This is a genomic window from Aquimarina amphilecti, from assembly GCF_900109375.1.
Lineage (GTDB): Bacteria > Bacteroidota > Bacteroidia > Flavobacteriales > Flavobacteriaceae > Aquimarina > Aquimarina amphilecti.
Genome location: NZ_FOAB01000010.1, coordinates 160,847 through 175,098 on the forward strand (window position 1 = coordinate 160,847; position 14,252 = coordinate 175,098).

At 30.1% G+C, this 14,252-nt stretch carries 12 protein-coding genes and 1 tRNA gene; 5 read left to right on the top strand and 8 right to left on the bottom strand.

Annotated elements, in window-relative coordinates:
• The first annotated feature begins 95 nt into the window (after positions 1-95).
• Positions 96-803 (top strand): dipeptidase PepE, encoded by a 708-nt coding sequence (pepE, locus tag BMY33_RS21750; protein ID WP_091412426.1) that lies wholly within the window; start codon positions 96-98, stop codon positions 801-803.
• A 7-nt stretch (positions 804-810) separates the two neighbouring features.
• Positions 811-1,725, top strand: a complete 915-nt coding sequence (locus BMY33_RS21755) for a glutaminase (protein ID WP_091412427.1) — start codon at positions 811-813, stop codon at positions 1,723-1,725.
• Positions 1,726-1,979: 254 nt separating this feature from the next.
• Here BMY33_RS21755 and BMY33_RS21760 read toward each other — a convergent pair whose 3' ends face one another.
• The 6 genes from BMY33_RS21760 to BMY33_RS21785 form a co-directional block, all read right to left on the bottom strand.
• The gene (locus tag BMY33_RS21760) at positions 1,980-4,214 is read right to left on the bottom strand and encodes a hypothetical protein (RefSeq protein WP_091412429.1); all 2,235 of its coding nucleotides are present in this window, start codon (positions 4,212-4,214) and stop codon (positions 1,980-1,982) included.
• A 7-nt stretch (positions 4,215-4,221) separates the two neighbouring features.
• Positions 4,222-5,352, bottom strand: coding sequence for a dTDP-4-amino-4,6-dideoxygalactose transaminase (rffA, locus tag BMY33_RS21765; RefSeq protein ID WP_091412431.1), 1,131 nt, complete (start codon positions 5,350-5,352; stop codon positions 4,222-4,224).
• A gap of 122 nt (positions 5,353-5,474) precedes the next feature.
• On the bottom strand, positions 5,475-6,263 hold the full coding sequence (locus BMY33_RS21770) for an acyltransferase (protein ID WP_091412433.1): 789 nt from the start codon (positions 6,261-6,263) through the stop codon (positions 5,475-5,477).
• Positions 6,260-7,177 (bottom strand): glycosyltransferase family 2 protein, encoded by a 918-nt coding sequence (locus tag BMY33_RS21775; protein WP_091412435.1) that lies wholly within the window; start codon positions 7,175-7,177, stop codon positions 6,260-6,262. The genes BMY33_RS21770 and BMY33_RS21775 overlap by 4 nt, the downstream gene beginning before the upstream one ends.
• A gap of 61 nt (positions 7,178-7,238) precedes the next feature.
• Positions 7,239-8,192: a Gfo/Idh/MocA family protein gene (locus BMY33_RS21780; protein ID WP_091412437.1), complete on the bottom strand. Its 954-nt coding sequence runs from the start codon at positions 8,190-8,192 to the stop codon at positions 7,239-7,241.
• A 3-nt stretch (positions 8,193-8,195) separates the two neighbouring features.
• Entirely contained in the window at positions 8,196-8,771 is a 576-nt protein-coding gene (locus BMY33_RS21785) for an acyltransferase (protein WP_091412439.1), read from the bottom strand.
• A 259-nt stretch (positions 8,772-9,030) separates the two neighbouring features.
• Between BMY33_RS21785 and BMY33_RS21790 the strand changes: the two genes are divergently transcribed.
• A complete protein-coding gene (locus BMY33_RS21790) occupies positions 9,031-10,989 on the top strand; it encodes a tetratricopeptide repeat protein (RefSeq protein ID WP_091412441.1) in 1,959 nt (652 codons plus the stop codon).
• A gap of 23 nt (positions 10,990-11,012) precedes the next feature.
• Positions 11,013-12,113 carry a glycosyltransferase family 2 protein gene (locus tag BMY33_RS21795; RefSeq protein ID WP_091412443.1) on the top strand — a complete coding sequence of 367 codons (1,101 nt, stop codon included), beginning with the start codon at positions 11,013-11,015 and terminating at the stop codon, positions 12,111-12,113.
• A 13-nt stretch (positions 12,114-12,126) separates the two neighbouring features.
• Here BMY33_RS21795 and BMY33_RS21800 read toward each other — a convergent pair whose 3' ends face one another.
• Both BMY33_RS21800 and BMY33_RS21805 read right to left on the bottom strand, forming a co-directional pair.
• Positions 12,127-13,059 carry a lysylphosphatidylglycerol synthase transmembrane domain-containing protein gene (locus BMY33_RS21800; protein ID WP_091412445.1) on the bottom strand — a complete coding sequence of 311 codons (933 nt, stop codon included), beginning with the start codon at positions 13,057-13,059 and terminating at the stop codon, positions 12,127-12,129.
• Positions 13,060-13,252: 193 nt separating this feature from the next.
• A tRNA-Gly gene (locus tag BMY33_RS21805) sits at positions 13,253-13,325 on the bottom strand.
• A gap of 307 nt (positions 13,326-13,632) precedes the next feature.
• Here BMY33_RS21805 and BMY33_RS21810 point away from each other — a divergent pair.
• Positions 13,633-14,252, top strand: a 620-nt coding sequence (locus tag BMY33_RS21810) for a hypothetical protein (protein ID WP_211482418.1), incomplete at its 3' end; no start/stop codon positions are given.

The window sequence follows — 14,252 nt, forward strand, 5'->3', positions numbered from 1 at the left end:
AAATTTGTATGTATTCAAGATACTATAATTTTTCAATATGTTTTGAAGATTTCTTTATAAGAAAACGTTAAACTACCTTTACTAAAAACAATTTTATGCAAAACTGTATCATTGCGAGTACCTCTACTATCCACGGAAGTGGTCCGTTAGAATATTTATTTGATGCCTTAATTGAACTTTATAAAGATTCTGACCAAATATTGTTTATTCCATATGCACGCCCGGGGGGAATCTCACATGATGAATATACTATTGGAGTCAATAATATTTTCAAAAAAATAAATAAAAGAATACTTGGCGTTCATATGTTTCCTGATATTGCAGAAGCATTCGAAAACACGCAAGGGATTTTTACTGGCGGAGGAAACACTTTCTTACTAGTAGATCAATTATATAGAAACAATGTACTTGAGCCTCTTAAGCGGGCAATTGATTCCGGAATTCCATATCTAGGTACTAGTGCAGGGAGTAACATTTGTGGACTTACGATGCAAACAACTAACGATATGCCTATCGTACATCCGCCTAGCATTAAAACATTAGGAATTATGCCTTTTAATATAAATGCTCATTATTTAGACCCTAATCCAAAATCTACTCATAAAGGAGAAACTAGAGAAACACGTATTAAAGAGTTTCATAATTTAAACCCACAACCAGTAGTTGGACTTAGAGAAGGGAGTTGGTTAAGAATTTTAGATAACAACATCATATTAGAAGGTGATTTATCAGCCAGAGTTTTTGAACAAAATAAAACTCCTTATGAAATAACGTCAAAAAGTTCTTTATCAGCGCTAAATTAAATTTCATATGCAATATCAAAAAATTCTTGATACTATTAAAGAAGAATTATCTACTAAACAAAACAAAGGAAAAGTAGCTTCCTACATTCCTGAATTGGCCAAAGTAGACCCAAATAAATTTGGAATGCATTTATATTGCATCAACTCTGGTCATTATGGTTTTGGTAATGAAGAGGAACAGTTTTCTATCCAAAGTATATCTAAGGTATTTTCTTTAACATTAGCCATGTCTTTATTAAATGACGAGTTATTTGAAAGAGTTGATGTAGAACCTTCTGGAGACCCTTTCAATTCTTTAGTACAATTAGAATATGAGAACGGAATACCAAGAAATCCATTAATCAATTCTGGAGCCTTGGTCATTGCTGATATTTTGGTTTCTACACTAGACAACCCTAAGAAACAACTTTTAGATTTTATTCATGAAATTACTGGAAATACTGGGATTAATATTAACTTAAAAGTTTTTAATTCTGAAAAAAAATATAGTAATAGGAATGCTTCATTATTGCATCTAATGAAATCTTTTGGTAATGTCAAAAACGATATTGAAACAGTTTTGGACCTCTATATTTTTCAATGCTCTATCGCCATGTCTTGTAAAGAATTAGCGACTGCCTTTATGGTTTATGCAAATTCTGGGAGGACTCTATTTGACAAAAAGCAAATAATCTCGGAAAGAAAAATAAAACGTATCAATGCTATTATGCAAACCTGCGGTTTTTATGACGAAGCTGGAGAATTTAGTTTTAGAGTAGGCTTACCCGGCAAAAGTGGTGTTGGCGGAGGAATTGCTGCTATTCATCCAGGTCAATATGCCGTTACAACTTGGAGCCCTCCATTAAACCCTAAAGGAAATTCTGAATTAGGAATGTATGCATTAGAAAGATTAACTACTTTGACTGGGTTTTCTATTTTTTAAAAAAGTAGTTTGATGCTCGTATTTTAATAAATTTGACTACCTAATAACTATAAAAAAATATCTGATTAAAATTAATTCTAAATCAAATAAAAATTTAGAAAACAACAATTTACACTATGCTTCCGGAGAACAGGAGCACTCTGTAATAGCTTTAAAATCTTCCAATGAATAATCGGAATTAGAAACTAGCTTTTCAACTAGCAGGAAAAATCTATAATTGATAAAAATAACCAACATAATCTCACCTCAAAAAACTAATTTTCCGCTTCTTTCAAAGACTCCTTCGCCCATTTCAAGTTATTCTTTGCCATCTGAAAATTTGGAGCAAGTTTTATTGCTATTTCACAGAATTTAATTGCTTTTTTGTATTGTCCTAAACGATTATATGAAGTGCATAAGTTATTATATGCAATTGGGTTTTCTGGATCCTTTTCTAATAGCTCTTCAGTAGCAACAATACTCTTTCTTTGATTTCCTAACTTATAATAATTATCACTTATAAAATTATACTCCTTTATTGTTAAGTTTTTAGTTTTCCTTCTCTGAATTCCATCATTAGAATTTCTCAAATTATTTTTTGCCAATTCCATATTTGACTTAATTAATAGTGCTTTTTCGCAAGCCAATTTAGCCTCATCAAAAAGTAAAAGATTATTATAAATAGAACATAAGTTATTAAAAGCTATATAATTATTTGGATCCAATCGGACTGCCTCTTTTAAGGCATTAACACTATTGATGTAATTTTTATTATCATATTCTAATAACGCTAGCTGTCCAAAACTATTAGATGAAGGTTTCTTTTTCAACTTCTCTCTTAATTCAACAATATGCTTTCCTAAATTTTTATGATTCTTTATAATAAAACAGACAGGTATATCATCTATTTTAATTTCGTGCACTGTATGATCTTTAGACCAATTCACGTTCAGATGATCTTTTTCATATTTACCTTCAGCTAACATAACAATAGAATAATCCCACTCTAAAGAGTATCTTCTATCCTTCATATAATATAAACCTGTTTTTTCTCCTTCTTGATAATCTAGTTTGGTCTGACTACCATAATACATTCGAACTTTTGGCGGATTATCTTTATCTCCAACATTTTCCTCTAACCAATCTACAGCTGATTTTACCGCTACCCCATAATAATCTATTTCATAATTACCAAAAGCTCCAGATACACCACCAATAATTGGACTAAAATAAAGTGCTTGTAATGGATGATACTGTATCATAAATTTTAATGGTTGTAACATGAGAAATACCACAAAAACAAAAACAGCTCTGACAATATTTTTGGCAGGTATTATAGTGAATAATTTGCACCAACTAGCTGCACTTAATATAACCATAGGTAATACCAAGAACATGAACTGTCTAGAACCGTCATGGCTATTTGGGTTTGCAATAATGATTAAGATCATTGGAAACACTGATGCAAATAAAACCATTGTAAGTCTAAGTATATTTTGCTTTGAGTTTCTAAAATAAAGTATAGGAATAAGGAAAAAACCTAAAAAAGCGTGCAACGGCATCATTATAATAAATAAATTTTTTATCGCATAATACCAGGGCATATCGAAACTACTTTTCCAGACTCCTTCAAATAATTGTAGGTTCTCAAATCCTCTAAACTCTCCCATCTTAAACAAAATCTCAACAGGAGCTTTCAAGGGGTTTGTTTGCACATGCGGCCAAAAAATGCTCACAGCAAGATAAGACAGTATAGAAATACCTATAGTTTTAGCAAATAAAAGTAATGTTTCTTTCCTTTGAACCTCTTTAAACCTTGATTCATAATTTTGTAAGCACCACCATAAAAAAACCGCTAAAACAAGATATCCGATAACCATCAAACCAATAACCCTGATATTTATTAATAATGAAATATTTAATATCAAGAAAATAGCCCTTTTTAATGTAATTACAGGTAACTCTTTTAATAGTTTTATTATATGAAATAAAGAAAACATATAAAATGCGGCAGCTGGAATATCTTTGGGATTATTCATTGAATATCCAAAAAATACTGGACATAAAACAACAAACAATAAAGCTAATAATCCAGATCTCCAATCCCCTATTTCTCTTCCTATCAACCCGCAAAATAAAAATAATAGAAAACCAAAAATTGAATTTATCAGGTTTTTAAAAGCATATATGTTATAAAAATCAAAAAACTGGTGTAAAAAATTAGTGAATAAATCAAAAAAGCCACCAAAGCCATTCATACCACGATTTTCATGTTCCTGACTTAAAGCTACATCGATATAATTACCTTTTTCATCAATTGGGCTTAAACTTGCCACGTCATCTATTCCTTTAAAATAATTCAGAAGTCTGACACCGTGATCCTGATGTATTTTCGCATCTTCTAACGGGCCATAATCTTTACTTAAAAACATCATGGTCAATCCGATAACAAAAGCACTTAATATAAAACCATTTCGGCAATTCATCATTTTTTTAAGAACAAATTCCATGTAATACTTATTTTTTATCGAAAAAACTTGTGATTAGATTTATTATTTTGTTTTGATCTTCCATATGTAATTCATAGTACAGTGGTAATCGTACTAATCTCTCAGAAAACATCTCACAATTCTTTAACTTTATACTATCTTTTACGGTCTTATAAAAAGGGCTTTTATGAAGAGACACATAATGAAAAACCGCATATACTCCATTATCTTTTAAATAGTTAATCAACTGACTTCTTTCTTCTATATGTTCACAAACAATATAAAACAGATGACCATTACACGTGGCATATGCTGGTATTTTTGGCAACCTTAGTAAGCCTTGACTCTCAAGCATTTTAAGTCCTTCATAATATGTATACCATAAAGTTGTTCTTCTGGATTGAATTTTCTTCAAATTCTCTAATTGAGCATATAAAAAAGCTGCAGTAACATCAGATGGTAAAAAAGAAGATCCAACATCTACCCAAGAGTATTTATCTACTTCTCCTCTAAAAAAAGCAGATCTATTTGTCCCTTTTTCCCATATAATTTCAGCTCTTTTATCAAAACGTTTATCATTTATTACTAACATCCCCCCTTCTCCTGAAATAATGTTTTTTGTTTCATGAAATGAAAAGGCTGCCAAATGACCTATGGTACCAAGTGGTTTATCTTTATAATAAGAATCTATAGCTTGAGCTGCATCTTCTACAACGAACAAATTATGTTCATTCGCTATATGCATAACTGTATCCATATCACAAGACACTCCTGCATAATGAACCACAACTATAGCTTTTGTTTTACTAGAAATTAATCCTTCTAACAAGGTTGCATCAATATTAGGCTCATCACTACGGGAATCTGCAAATATAATCTTTGCTCCTCTTAACGCAAAGGCATTCGCTGTAGACACGAAAGTATAAGAAGGTATTATAACTTCGTCTCCCGGCTTTATGTCAACAAGTATTGCCGCCATTTCCAAGGCATCTGTACAAGAGGATGTTAATAAACAATTCCTAAAACCTATATTTTCTTTAAAAAAATTATGACATTTCCGGGTATAATATCCGTTACCGGAAATTTTCCCTCTTGTGACCGCATCTTTTATATAGTACAGTTCATCACCAGTCATATAGGGTTTATTAAATGGAATCATCGAAATTAATTAAGTTACAAAAAGTTAAATTAACCAAATTGTCTTTAATAAACTAGGTATAATTTATACAAATTCTTTAGTCAAAAGATTTTTAGTAATTATAAGAAGAAAATCTAAAATTATTAAATAGGTGTGAATTTTGCTTTGTCAGGCAGTAAAAATTTCATGAACGCAATTTCCTCTGGAGTTCCTCTTTTTGTATAATTTCTTGACGACACTATAAAATATGAGATTTTATCACTTTTTATTTCACTTTCGTATTGAATAATTTCTATAGTACTACTTTCTATACCAGCAGCTACAATATATTCTTGCATTTTTCTTGTTTTTTCAGACAAAGAAACTTCCATAAATTGATTTCCTACTTTATCGGTTAAATCTTTTGCTGGTGCACCGCCATAGATTCGATTATACTCCATGTCCGACGTAACAACTGATCCTGCTAAAGCTAAAGATTTATTCTTAGCCTTAATAGGAGACACTATACAATGGCCAACAAACCATACATCATCTCCAACTTCAAGTTTTTGTTCAGATTTAAAACGACATCCCTCTAGAGTATCTCCGTATTTAATATGACTCCACAATTGAGATTGAGCTCCTATACCACAATTATTACCTATAGAAACTCCACCTATTGAATCTATTATTGTAAATTGTCCGACCCACGCATTATGACCAATTTTACAAGGCTTATAACCATGTATATTAGTATCGTGATGAATTTTTGAGTAATCGCCTAAACTAAATTCATCTACAATAATTTGAACATTAGCCCCTATGTAACAGTTATCTCCTATTACAATTCTACTAGCCTTTCCATCAAGGCCTCTTATCACAGCTGTAGGCTCTATTATAGTATTATTGCCTACTTCTATATATTCTGCTTTAATGTTTTTATAATCTTTCATTCTATAGTTTCATCAATTATAAATGTAGGTCTTTTTTTTGCTGTATCAAATATCTTACCTACATATAAACCAAGAATTCCTATAGAGAATATAATAATACCAGCCAAAAACCAAATAGACAATATAAGACTGGTGTAACCTAAAATTACTATTCCATTGGTTAAATATTTAAATAAATAATAACAACCTACTAAAAAAGAAAAAAGGGAAATTAAAAAGCCAAAACGAACAGTAAGCATTAATGGTTTATTAGAAAATGTCAAAAATGTATTAACAGCAAGCTTAAATAATTTTGAAAAAGTATATGTTGATTTGCCTATTTCTCTTTTAGAATGATCAACATCAATTGCTGTTTTACTAAACCCTACCCACTGAATCATAATTGGGAAAACTCTAATAACATCTCCCATTTTTAAAACAGATTCTATAACTTTCTTATGATATATCCCAAAATTAGCAACTGTTCTATCCTGTTTTGTATCCGTGAAAAATGACAACATTTTATAAAAAAAGATTGAAAACATTTTTTTAAAGAAACTATCTTTTCGCACTTTTCTTCGTGCTAACACTATATCATATCCTTCTTTAGTTTTATTATAAAGCTTTTCAATTTCTTCAGGTTGATCTTGCAGATCACAATCCATAACTACTATCCAATCCCCTGTCGCTTTATGTAACCCAGCCGTAATAGCATAATGCTGCCCAAAATTCCTACTAAGCTTTATTCCTATAACTTTTTTATTTATAGTGGCTATATCCTTTATAATTGCCCAAGAATCGTCTGGACTATTATCTTCAACTAAAATAATTTCATAATCATCTGTTACTTTGGTTACCCCTTGATTGATACGCTCAATTAATAGAGGTATTATATTTTCAGCTTTATATACAGGGCTAATAATAGATAATTTCATTTTTTAAATTTTACTCAAATTCTAATATATTTTAAAAAAACAATTCCTACAAAAAGACTTGCTAAATAACTCTCTTCATAAAAGGATGATAATCCCCAATTAAAGGAGAAATTTCAGCATTTCTAATGTCGTGAACTATTTGTATTGAAGGTTTCGCTTCTAACAAACCAAATCCCTTTCCTTTTAAAATACTTTCATAACTTCTAGTATGCAACTCTGTAAAGCCTGTACTAAATTCAATTTCTTCATTATCAATAGTAATTGAACGATATGTACGTTTACCTTCTGCTTTTATAGCATCGGGAATATTATCATAATTAATAGATAAAAACCATCGTACTCTAGCTCTTTCAAATTCTAAAAATCCAGAGGCACTATCATCTGTTAACAAATGAACTTTGTTTCCTTTAACCTTTCCAAAAACCCAAGATAACATATCATAGAAATGAACTCCAATATTTGTTGCAATTCCGCCAGATTTTGAAACATCACCTTTCCAAGAAGCATGATACCAATTACCACGAGAAGTTAGATAGGTTAAGTCGAAATCATATATTTTATCATTTGGACCATTATCAACTTTTTCTTTTAAAGCAATAATACTAGGATGCAATCTTAACTGAAGTATCGTATTTACATTTCCTACCGATTCACTTTCTATTTCTATTAATGTATCAATATTCCAGGGATTAAGAACCAAGGGTTTTTCACAAATTGCACTTGCTCCTCTTCTTAAAGCCATTCTAATATGCGAATCATGTAAGTAATTTGGGGTACATATACTTACATAATCCAACTGAATATTTTTTCTTCTTTTCAGTTTTTCAATATGCCGATCAAAACGTTCAAATTCTACAAAAAAATCGGAATCTGGAAAATAACTATCAATAACACCTACACTATCAAACTTATCTAAAGCTGCTATCAAATTATTATTGGTATCCTTAATTGCTTTAAGATGTCTAGGGGCGATATAACCTCCAACACCCATAATTGCAAAATTTTTATTATTCATAAATTAAATTTTAGAAACAGTTTCATCAATAAGTTCATATTGTTCTTTACTTTCAGAGCAAACTGCCTTATTTTTTATATCAAAAACCAACCTAGATCCATACTCACTCATCCACCCTATTTGTTTTGCAGGGTTACCCACCATCAATGAATATGGTTTTACTTCTTTAGTAATAACTGAACCGGCACCAATAAAAGCATATTTACCAATGTTATTACCACAAACAATAGTGGCATTCGCTCCTATTGTTGCACCTTCGCCAACATGGGTTTTAGCATACTCCCCTCTTCTATTTACAATACTCCTAGGGTTAATAACATTGGTAAAAACGCAAGAAGGCCCAAGGAAAACATTATCATCACAAGTAACTCCTGTATATAAAGAAACATTATTCTGAACTTTTACATTATTTCCTAAAACTACTTCTGGAGAAATTACAACGTTTTGACCAATATTACATTTCTCTCCAATTATAGATCCTGACATAATATGAGAAAAATGCCAAATTTTGGTACTCTTTCCTATTTTACAATCCGAATCAATAACAGCTGTTTCGTGAGCAAAATATCCCGTATCCATAAGTACAATCTAAAAATTATTAAAGTTTATTTTTTTAAAGATCTTCAAATATAAAATAAATCGTTCTATTTGTTTTAAAATAAGAAGTACACAAGACGCTGTATTTTTTTATAAGTAACAATATCATAAACACAACTTAAAACTAGTATATTTAACACCAAAACGGATTTATAACAACGACAGCTTTCAATAGGCGCAGCTATAAAAAGATTGTTTATATTGTATTGATAATTACTTTCTAAAAAAACTTAGAAAATATATGTTTAAAGATTTCGCTTCTAGAAAATTTGAGATTTTTATCTTGATGCTTATTATCGGGGCTACTATTATTTTTTATATAGGTCATTTTGACAACCCTTTCTTCTTTGATGATAAACATACCATATCTGAAAATGAATCTATTCGAAGTTTAAAAAATTGGACTGATTTTTTCACCGATGCAGACACTTTTAGCTCCTTACCTGCTAACAGAGCTTATCGACCTATGATCACATTAATGAATGCTATTGATTATTCTTTAGCTGGAGGTTTAAAATCTACATATTTCCATTATCATATCTTTTTCTGGTTTTTAGTACTTATCATTCTCGTTTATTTACTCACTAAACATATATATGAAATTTCTGAAGAAGCGAATAAATATATTGGGATTATTGCTTTTTTTGGTACCGCGTGGTTTGCTTTACATACTGCTAATGCAGAAACAATTAATTATATATGTGCTCGTTCTGACTCTTTTTCCACACTGTGTATTGTTATTTCTCTTCTTTTATATATACATCCGTTTGGCAGAAAATGGTTTTTATATTTAATTACAATGATAATCGGAATTTGGACAAAACAAACAGGGGTTATGTTTTTTCCTATTTTATCTATATACATACTACTATTTGAGGAAGAATCCTTGTTAACAAGTTTTAAAACTAATACCGCATCCAAAATTTATAAATACCTGAAAAAGATAGCTCCTGCTGGGATAATAGCTATCTCTCTTTTTGTATTTAATCAATATTTTCTAACCCCTTCTTCGACACACTCCACGAATTATGATGTTTCGCGATTTGAATATTTCAGCACGCAATGGTATGTCACAATACATTATTTAGGAAATTTCATATTACCTGTAAATTTAAGCGCTGACCCTGATCTTGCTATTATTAAACCTTGGTATCATTTTAAGAATATTTTTGGGTTACTCATTATCGTTTCTTTGTTTGTTTTAATGATTAAAACATCCTTTAATAAAAAACTAAGACCAATCTCTTTTGGAATAGCGTGGTTCTTTATAGCACTCCTTCCTACCGCAATTAATCCTTTATTTCAAATAGCAAATGACCATAGAACCTTCTTTCCTTATATAGGCCTTTTTATAGCAATTCCATATGGAACGGTTTTATTACTTAAAAAATTAGAATTATTTAAAAAATACAAAACAATCGTAATTTCAATATCCATATTAATTTTCATTGCTCACGGAATAGGTGTAATTAAAAGAACTGAGGTATGGTCTTCTCCAGAAACATTATGGTATGATGTAACCGAAAAAAGTCCTAAAAACGGACGAGGTTTGATGAATTATGGACTAACTCATATGGCAAAAGGAGATTACGAAAACGCTCTCCTATATTTTAACAAAGCACTTAAGCTTCTTCCTAATTACTATGTATTACATATAAATCTAGGGATACTCTATCATTCAACTAATAATGAAGCAAAAGCCATAGAACACTTTAAAAAAGCACTCAACCTTAATTCTTCTTCTCCAGATCCGGAATATTGTTATGCTATTTTCCTGATTGATAAAGAGCGATATATTGAAGCGGAAAAATATCTCAACTTAGCTATTCAAAAAAGCCCTAATCATATAAGATCAAAAGAATTGTTAGCTAAGATTTCAGGAAACACAAATAACCATAAACAAGAAATAACTAAACTTGAAAATAATATAACAAATAATAATTCTCTAGAAAATTACATAGAGCTTAGTTTAAGGTATTATGACATTAAAAATTATGAAAAAGTTATTGAAACTTGTAAAATAATTCTAAAACTTGATCCAAAAAACATTAACGCTTACAATAATTTATGTGCGGCTTACAATCAATTAAAAAAATGGGAATTAGGAGAAGAGGCTTGCAAAAAAGCTTTAGAAATTGACCCTGACTTTCAATTAGCTAAGAATAACCTTAGATGGGCAACAGACAACATAAACAAATAACACCAAGTACAAAATAATTCACAATGCTTAATAATAAAACAATTGCAGTAGTAGTTCCTTGTTATAATGAATCACAGCAAATAATGATGGTTCTCGATAGTATGCCATCATTTGTTGATCGAATAATAGTTGTAGATGATGCTTCTAAGGATGATACAGTTGGAACTGTTATGAAGCATTTAACCAATAATTCTTCCACATTTAAACTAACATCTAACTTAAAAAGTGAAATTACGCCAAACATTTATAATCGCGCAGATATTGAAGTAAGACAAAAAAGTATTGATGAAATACAAAAGTTTACTCCATCCGAAATTATAAATAAAAATCCTGATGAAGAAAAAATAATTGTAATTAAACATCTTACCAATGGCGGAGTTGGTGCTGCGATAGCAACTGGATACAAATGGTGTAAAGACCATGATATTGATTGTACGGCTGTTATGGCAGGAGATGGACAAATGGATCCTGACGAACTAGAATCCATATGTAAACCGGTTGTAGAAGAAGATATAGATTATGTAAAAGGAAACAGATTAATACATAAAAGCGCATGGGTTATTATACCAAGAGTACGGTTCTTAGGAAATTCAATTCTTAGTATTTTAACTAAGGTTGCCTCTGGTTATTGGGGAGTATCTGATACACAAAGTGGATATACAGCTATATCTAATAATGCACTAAATTCTGTACCACTTTATGATATCTATAAAAGATACGGAATGCCAAATGATCTTTTAGTTAAATTAAATATTGCATTTTGTACTATTAGAGAAGTAAAGATTAAACCTATTTACGGAGTAGGCGAAAAATCAAAATTAAACATCATTAAAGTCTCTCTACCTATACTCTTTTTACTTATTCGTTGCTTTTTCAAAAGGTTACAAACAAAGTACTTATACAGAAGCTTTCATCCTTTATACTTACTTTATTGGGTAGCCTTCATTATTGGCATTATAAATAGTTATTTTCTATATCAATTAATAGCCAATTTTTTCATACCTAATTCGAAAACACCTACAGATTATCTAATCATATTTATTTTCTTAACAATATCAGGATTCCAATCATTATTATTTGCTATGTGGATGGACATACAAGACAATGAAAGATTAGCTAAATAGCTAATAGGTTTTATTAGATTTTTCTCAAATCTTTTAAATTTATTGGTGAAAGATAAAACCAAATAGCACCAGGAATGAAGGATATGAGCTGTAGAAGAAAAATGATAAGTGATAATGCAATTGCATCTTCAGCTGGAAGGTTATATAACTTAAAAATAACTATAAGAGATGTTTCCCGTACTCCTATTCCTAAAACCGTAATCGGAAGTAAGGTCAAAATCCCTAAAATAAAAGTACCTAGAAATAATCCAACATGATCAATCTCAACACCCATAGACCAAGCTATATAATTAAAAACTCCGTAAATTAACACCATACTAATACAGGTAATCATTAAACTTTGCAAACTTCTTAGGAATCCCAGATTATGAGAATTAAAAGCTAATACCCATGGTTTAATAACTTTTCTAATCTGATGGTTAAATTTAAAAAGAACTAAAACAAAAACTATTAAAATTAAACTCCACCAAATTAAACCTTTATATTCCGTAGGGTATTTCAAAACACGAAAATTAATTTGATAATAAATTAGGGCTAAAAAACTAAAAAACAATAGACAAAATAGATCAAATAAACGATCCATTATAAGACTAGACCATCCAATCTTTTGAGATGGTAAATGATCTTTAATATAAAGTAGTCTTCCAAAATCTCCCAATTTACCCGGTGTGATATTCGCTAAAAAAAGTCCTATAAAAAAGATTTTAAAAGCCTTATACCCAACTAATGGTATTCCATAAGAATTGGAAATAATTCTCCATCTAAGGCTTTTCAAATAAAAAGCAATCCATAAAATCAATATCGCTACACAAATATTAATAAAAGAAATTTTATTAACAGAGACTAAAGTTTGTTCCCATCCTATTCTATGAATTAAATAAGCGAAAAGAATTAGCCCAAGGGATTTTAACCAAAAATTAATATCAAAAAAATATCTCCTTATCATTTAATTACTCTAAATAATTTTATCTAATATCGAAAAATAAAAATACTCTTATATTTATTTTATCTAAACATATAACAATATTTCTTTACAATAAATATCTATCATAATAAAAACTGAAAGAAAACTTTAAACAGCTAAATCTAATTAATTCTTTTTCAAAAATAAAAAACCCCACCTATAAGATGGGGCATTGAGCGGGAGACCAGGTTCGAACTGGCGACATTCAGCTTGGAAGGCTGACGCTCTACCAACTGAGCTACTCCCGCTTTTGCAGGCGCAAATGTATTATATTTTATGATAAATAAAAATAAAAATATTTTTATTTTTAGTCCCAATATCAAAAAAATCATTCTTTACTACTGAATAATCATACCTCATACTCAAATTAAAATAAACCAAAAAAAGTATTTTATCGAAAATAATTGCATTTAATCGGATTAAATATGTATTTTTGTAGTTAAGAAAATATTAATATATTAGCAACTTATCTATTTTAGCTTAGATAAAAGGCTAATTTTGTTTAAACAAAATAGTTACGTGATAACCCCAAACAAAAAGAGGTAAAACTCTTTTTTGAAAAGAAATTTCCTACAGCCTATGAAGGTAAAATTACTTCTTTTTATATGTATACTTTCATCTTTGAGCCATGTATATGCACAGGTGAAAGTTGGTGACAATCCAAATCAAATAGATGCTTCATCTATTTTGGAACTAGAAAGCGTGGATAAAGCTTTCGTTTTAACCAGAATCAATACAACTCAAATGAATGCACTCACTCCATTAAATGGAGCTTTAGTGTATAATACAGATGATCAATGTATTTTTCAATTTAGCAATAATAGTTGGACAAGTTTATGTAATGGTAATGATAATCAAGTATTATCATTTGACCCAATTACTAACGTATTAACATTAGAGAATGGTGGATCTGTTGATTTAACTTCTCTTATAAATGATCAAGATTCAGATCCAACCAATGAAATACAAATACTAAGTCAAAGTGGAAACACCATAACCTTATCAAATGGTGGAGGAAGTGTAACAGAAACCATATCGACTTTAGTAGACAATGGAAACGGAACATTTACCTACACTGCAGAAGATGGCACCATAACTAATATAGGAACAATAGGTGTTCAAGGCCCTACTGGCCCTACAGGTAGAACAGGATTTACTGGACGTACTGGATTTAC

Bases quoted from the DNA above. Each gene is read 5' to 3' on its own strand.
- pepE (WP_091412426.1), top strand. From the start codon at position 96: ATGCAAAACTGTATCATTGCGAGTACCTCTACTATCCACGGAAGTGGT.
- BMY33_RS21755 (WP_091412427.1), top strand. From the start codon at position 811: ATGCAATATCAAAAAATTCTTGATACTATTAAAGAAGAATTATCTACT.
- BMY33_RS21760 (WP_091412429.1), bottom strand. From the start codon at position 4,214: ATGGAATTTGTTCTTAAAAAAATGATGAATTGCCGAAATGGTTTTATA.
- rffA (WP_091412431.1), bottom strand. From the start codon at position 5,352: ATGATTCCATTTAATAAACCCTATATGACTGGTGATGAACTGTACTAT.
- BMY33_RS21770 (WP_091412433.1), bottom strand. From the start codon at position 6,263: ATGAAAGATTATAAAAACATTAAAGCAGAATATATAGAAGTAGGCAAT.
- BMY33_RS21775 (WP_091412435.1), bottom strand. From the start codon at position 7,177: ATGAAATTATCTATTATTAGCCCTGTATATAAAGCTGAAAATATAATA.
- BMY33_RS21780 (WP_091412437.1), bottom strand. From the start codon at position 8,192: ATGAATAATAAAAATTTTGCAATTATGGGTGTTGGAGGTTATATCGCC.
- BMY33_RS21785 (WP_091412439.1), bottom strand. From the start codon at position 8,771: ATGGATACGGGATATTTTGCTCACGAAACAGCTGTTATTGATTCGGAT.
- BMY33_RS21790 (WP_091412441.1), top strand. From the start codon at position 9,031: ATGTTTAAAGATTTCGCTTCTAGAAAATTTGAGATTTTTATCTTGATG.
- BMY33_RS21795 (WP_091412443.1), top strand. From the start codon at position 11,013: ATGCTTAATAATAAAACAATTGCAGTAGTAGTTCCTTGTTATAATGAA.
- BMY33_RS21800 (WP_091412445.1), bottom strand. From the start codon at position 13,059: ATGATAAGGAGATATTTTTTTGATATTAATTTTTGGTTAAAATCCCTT.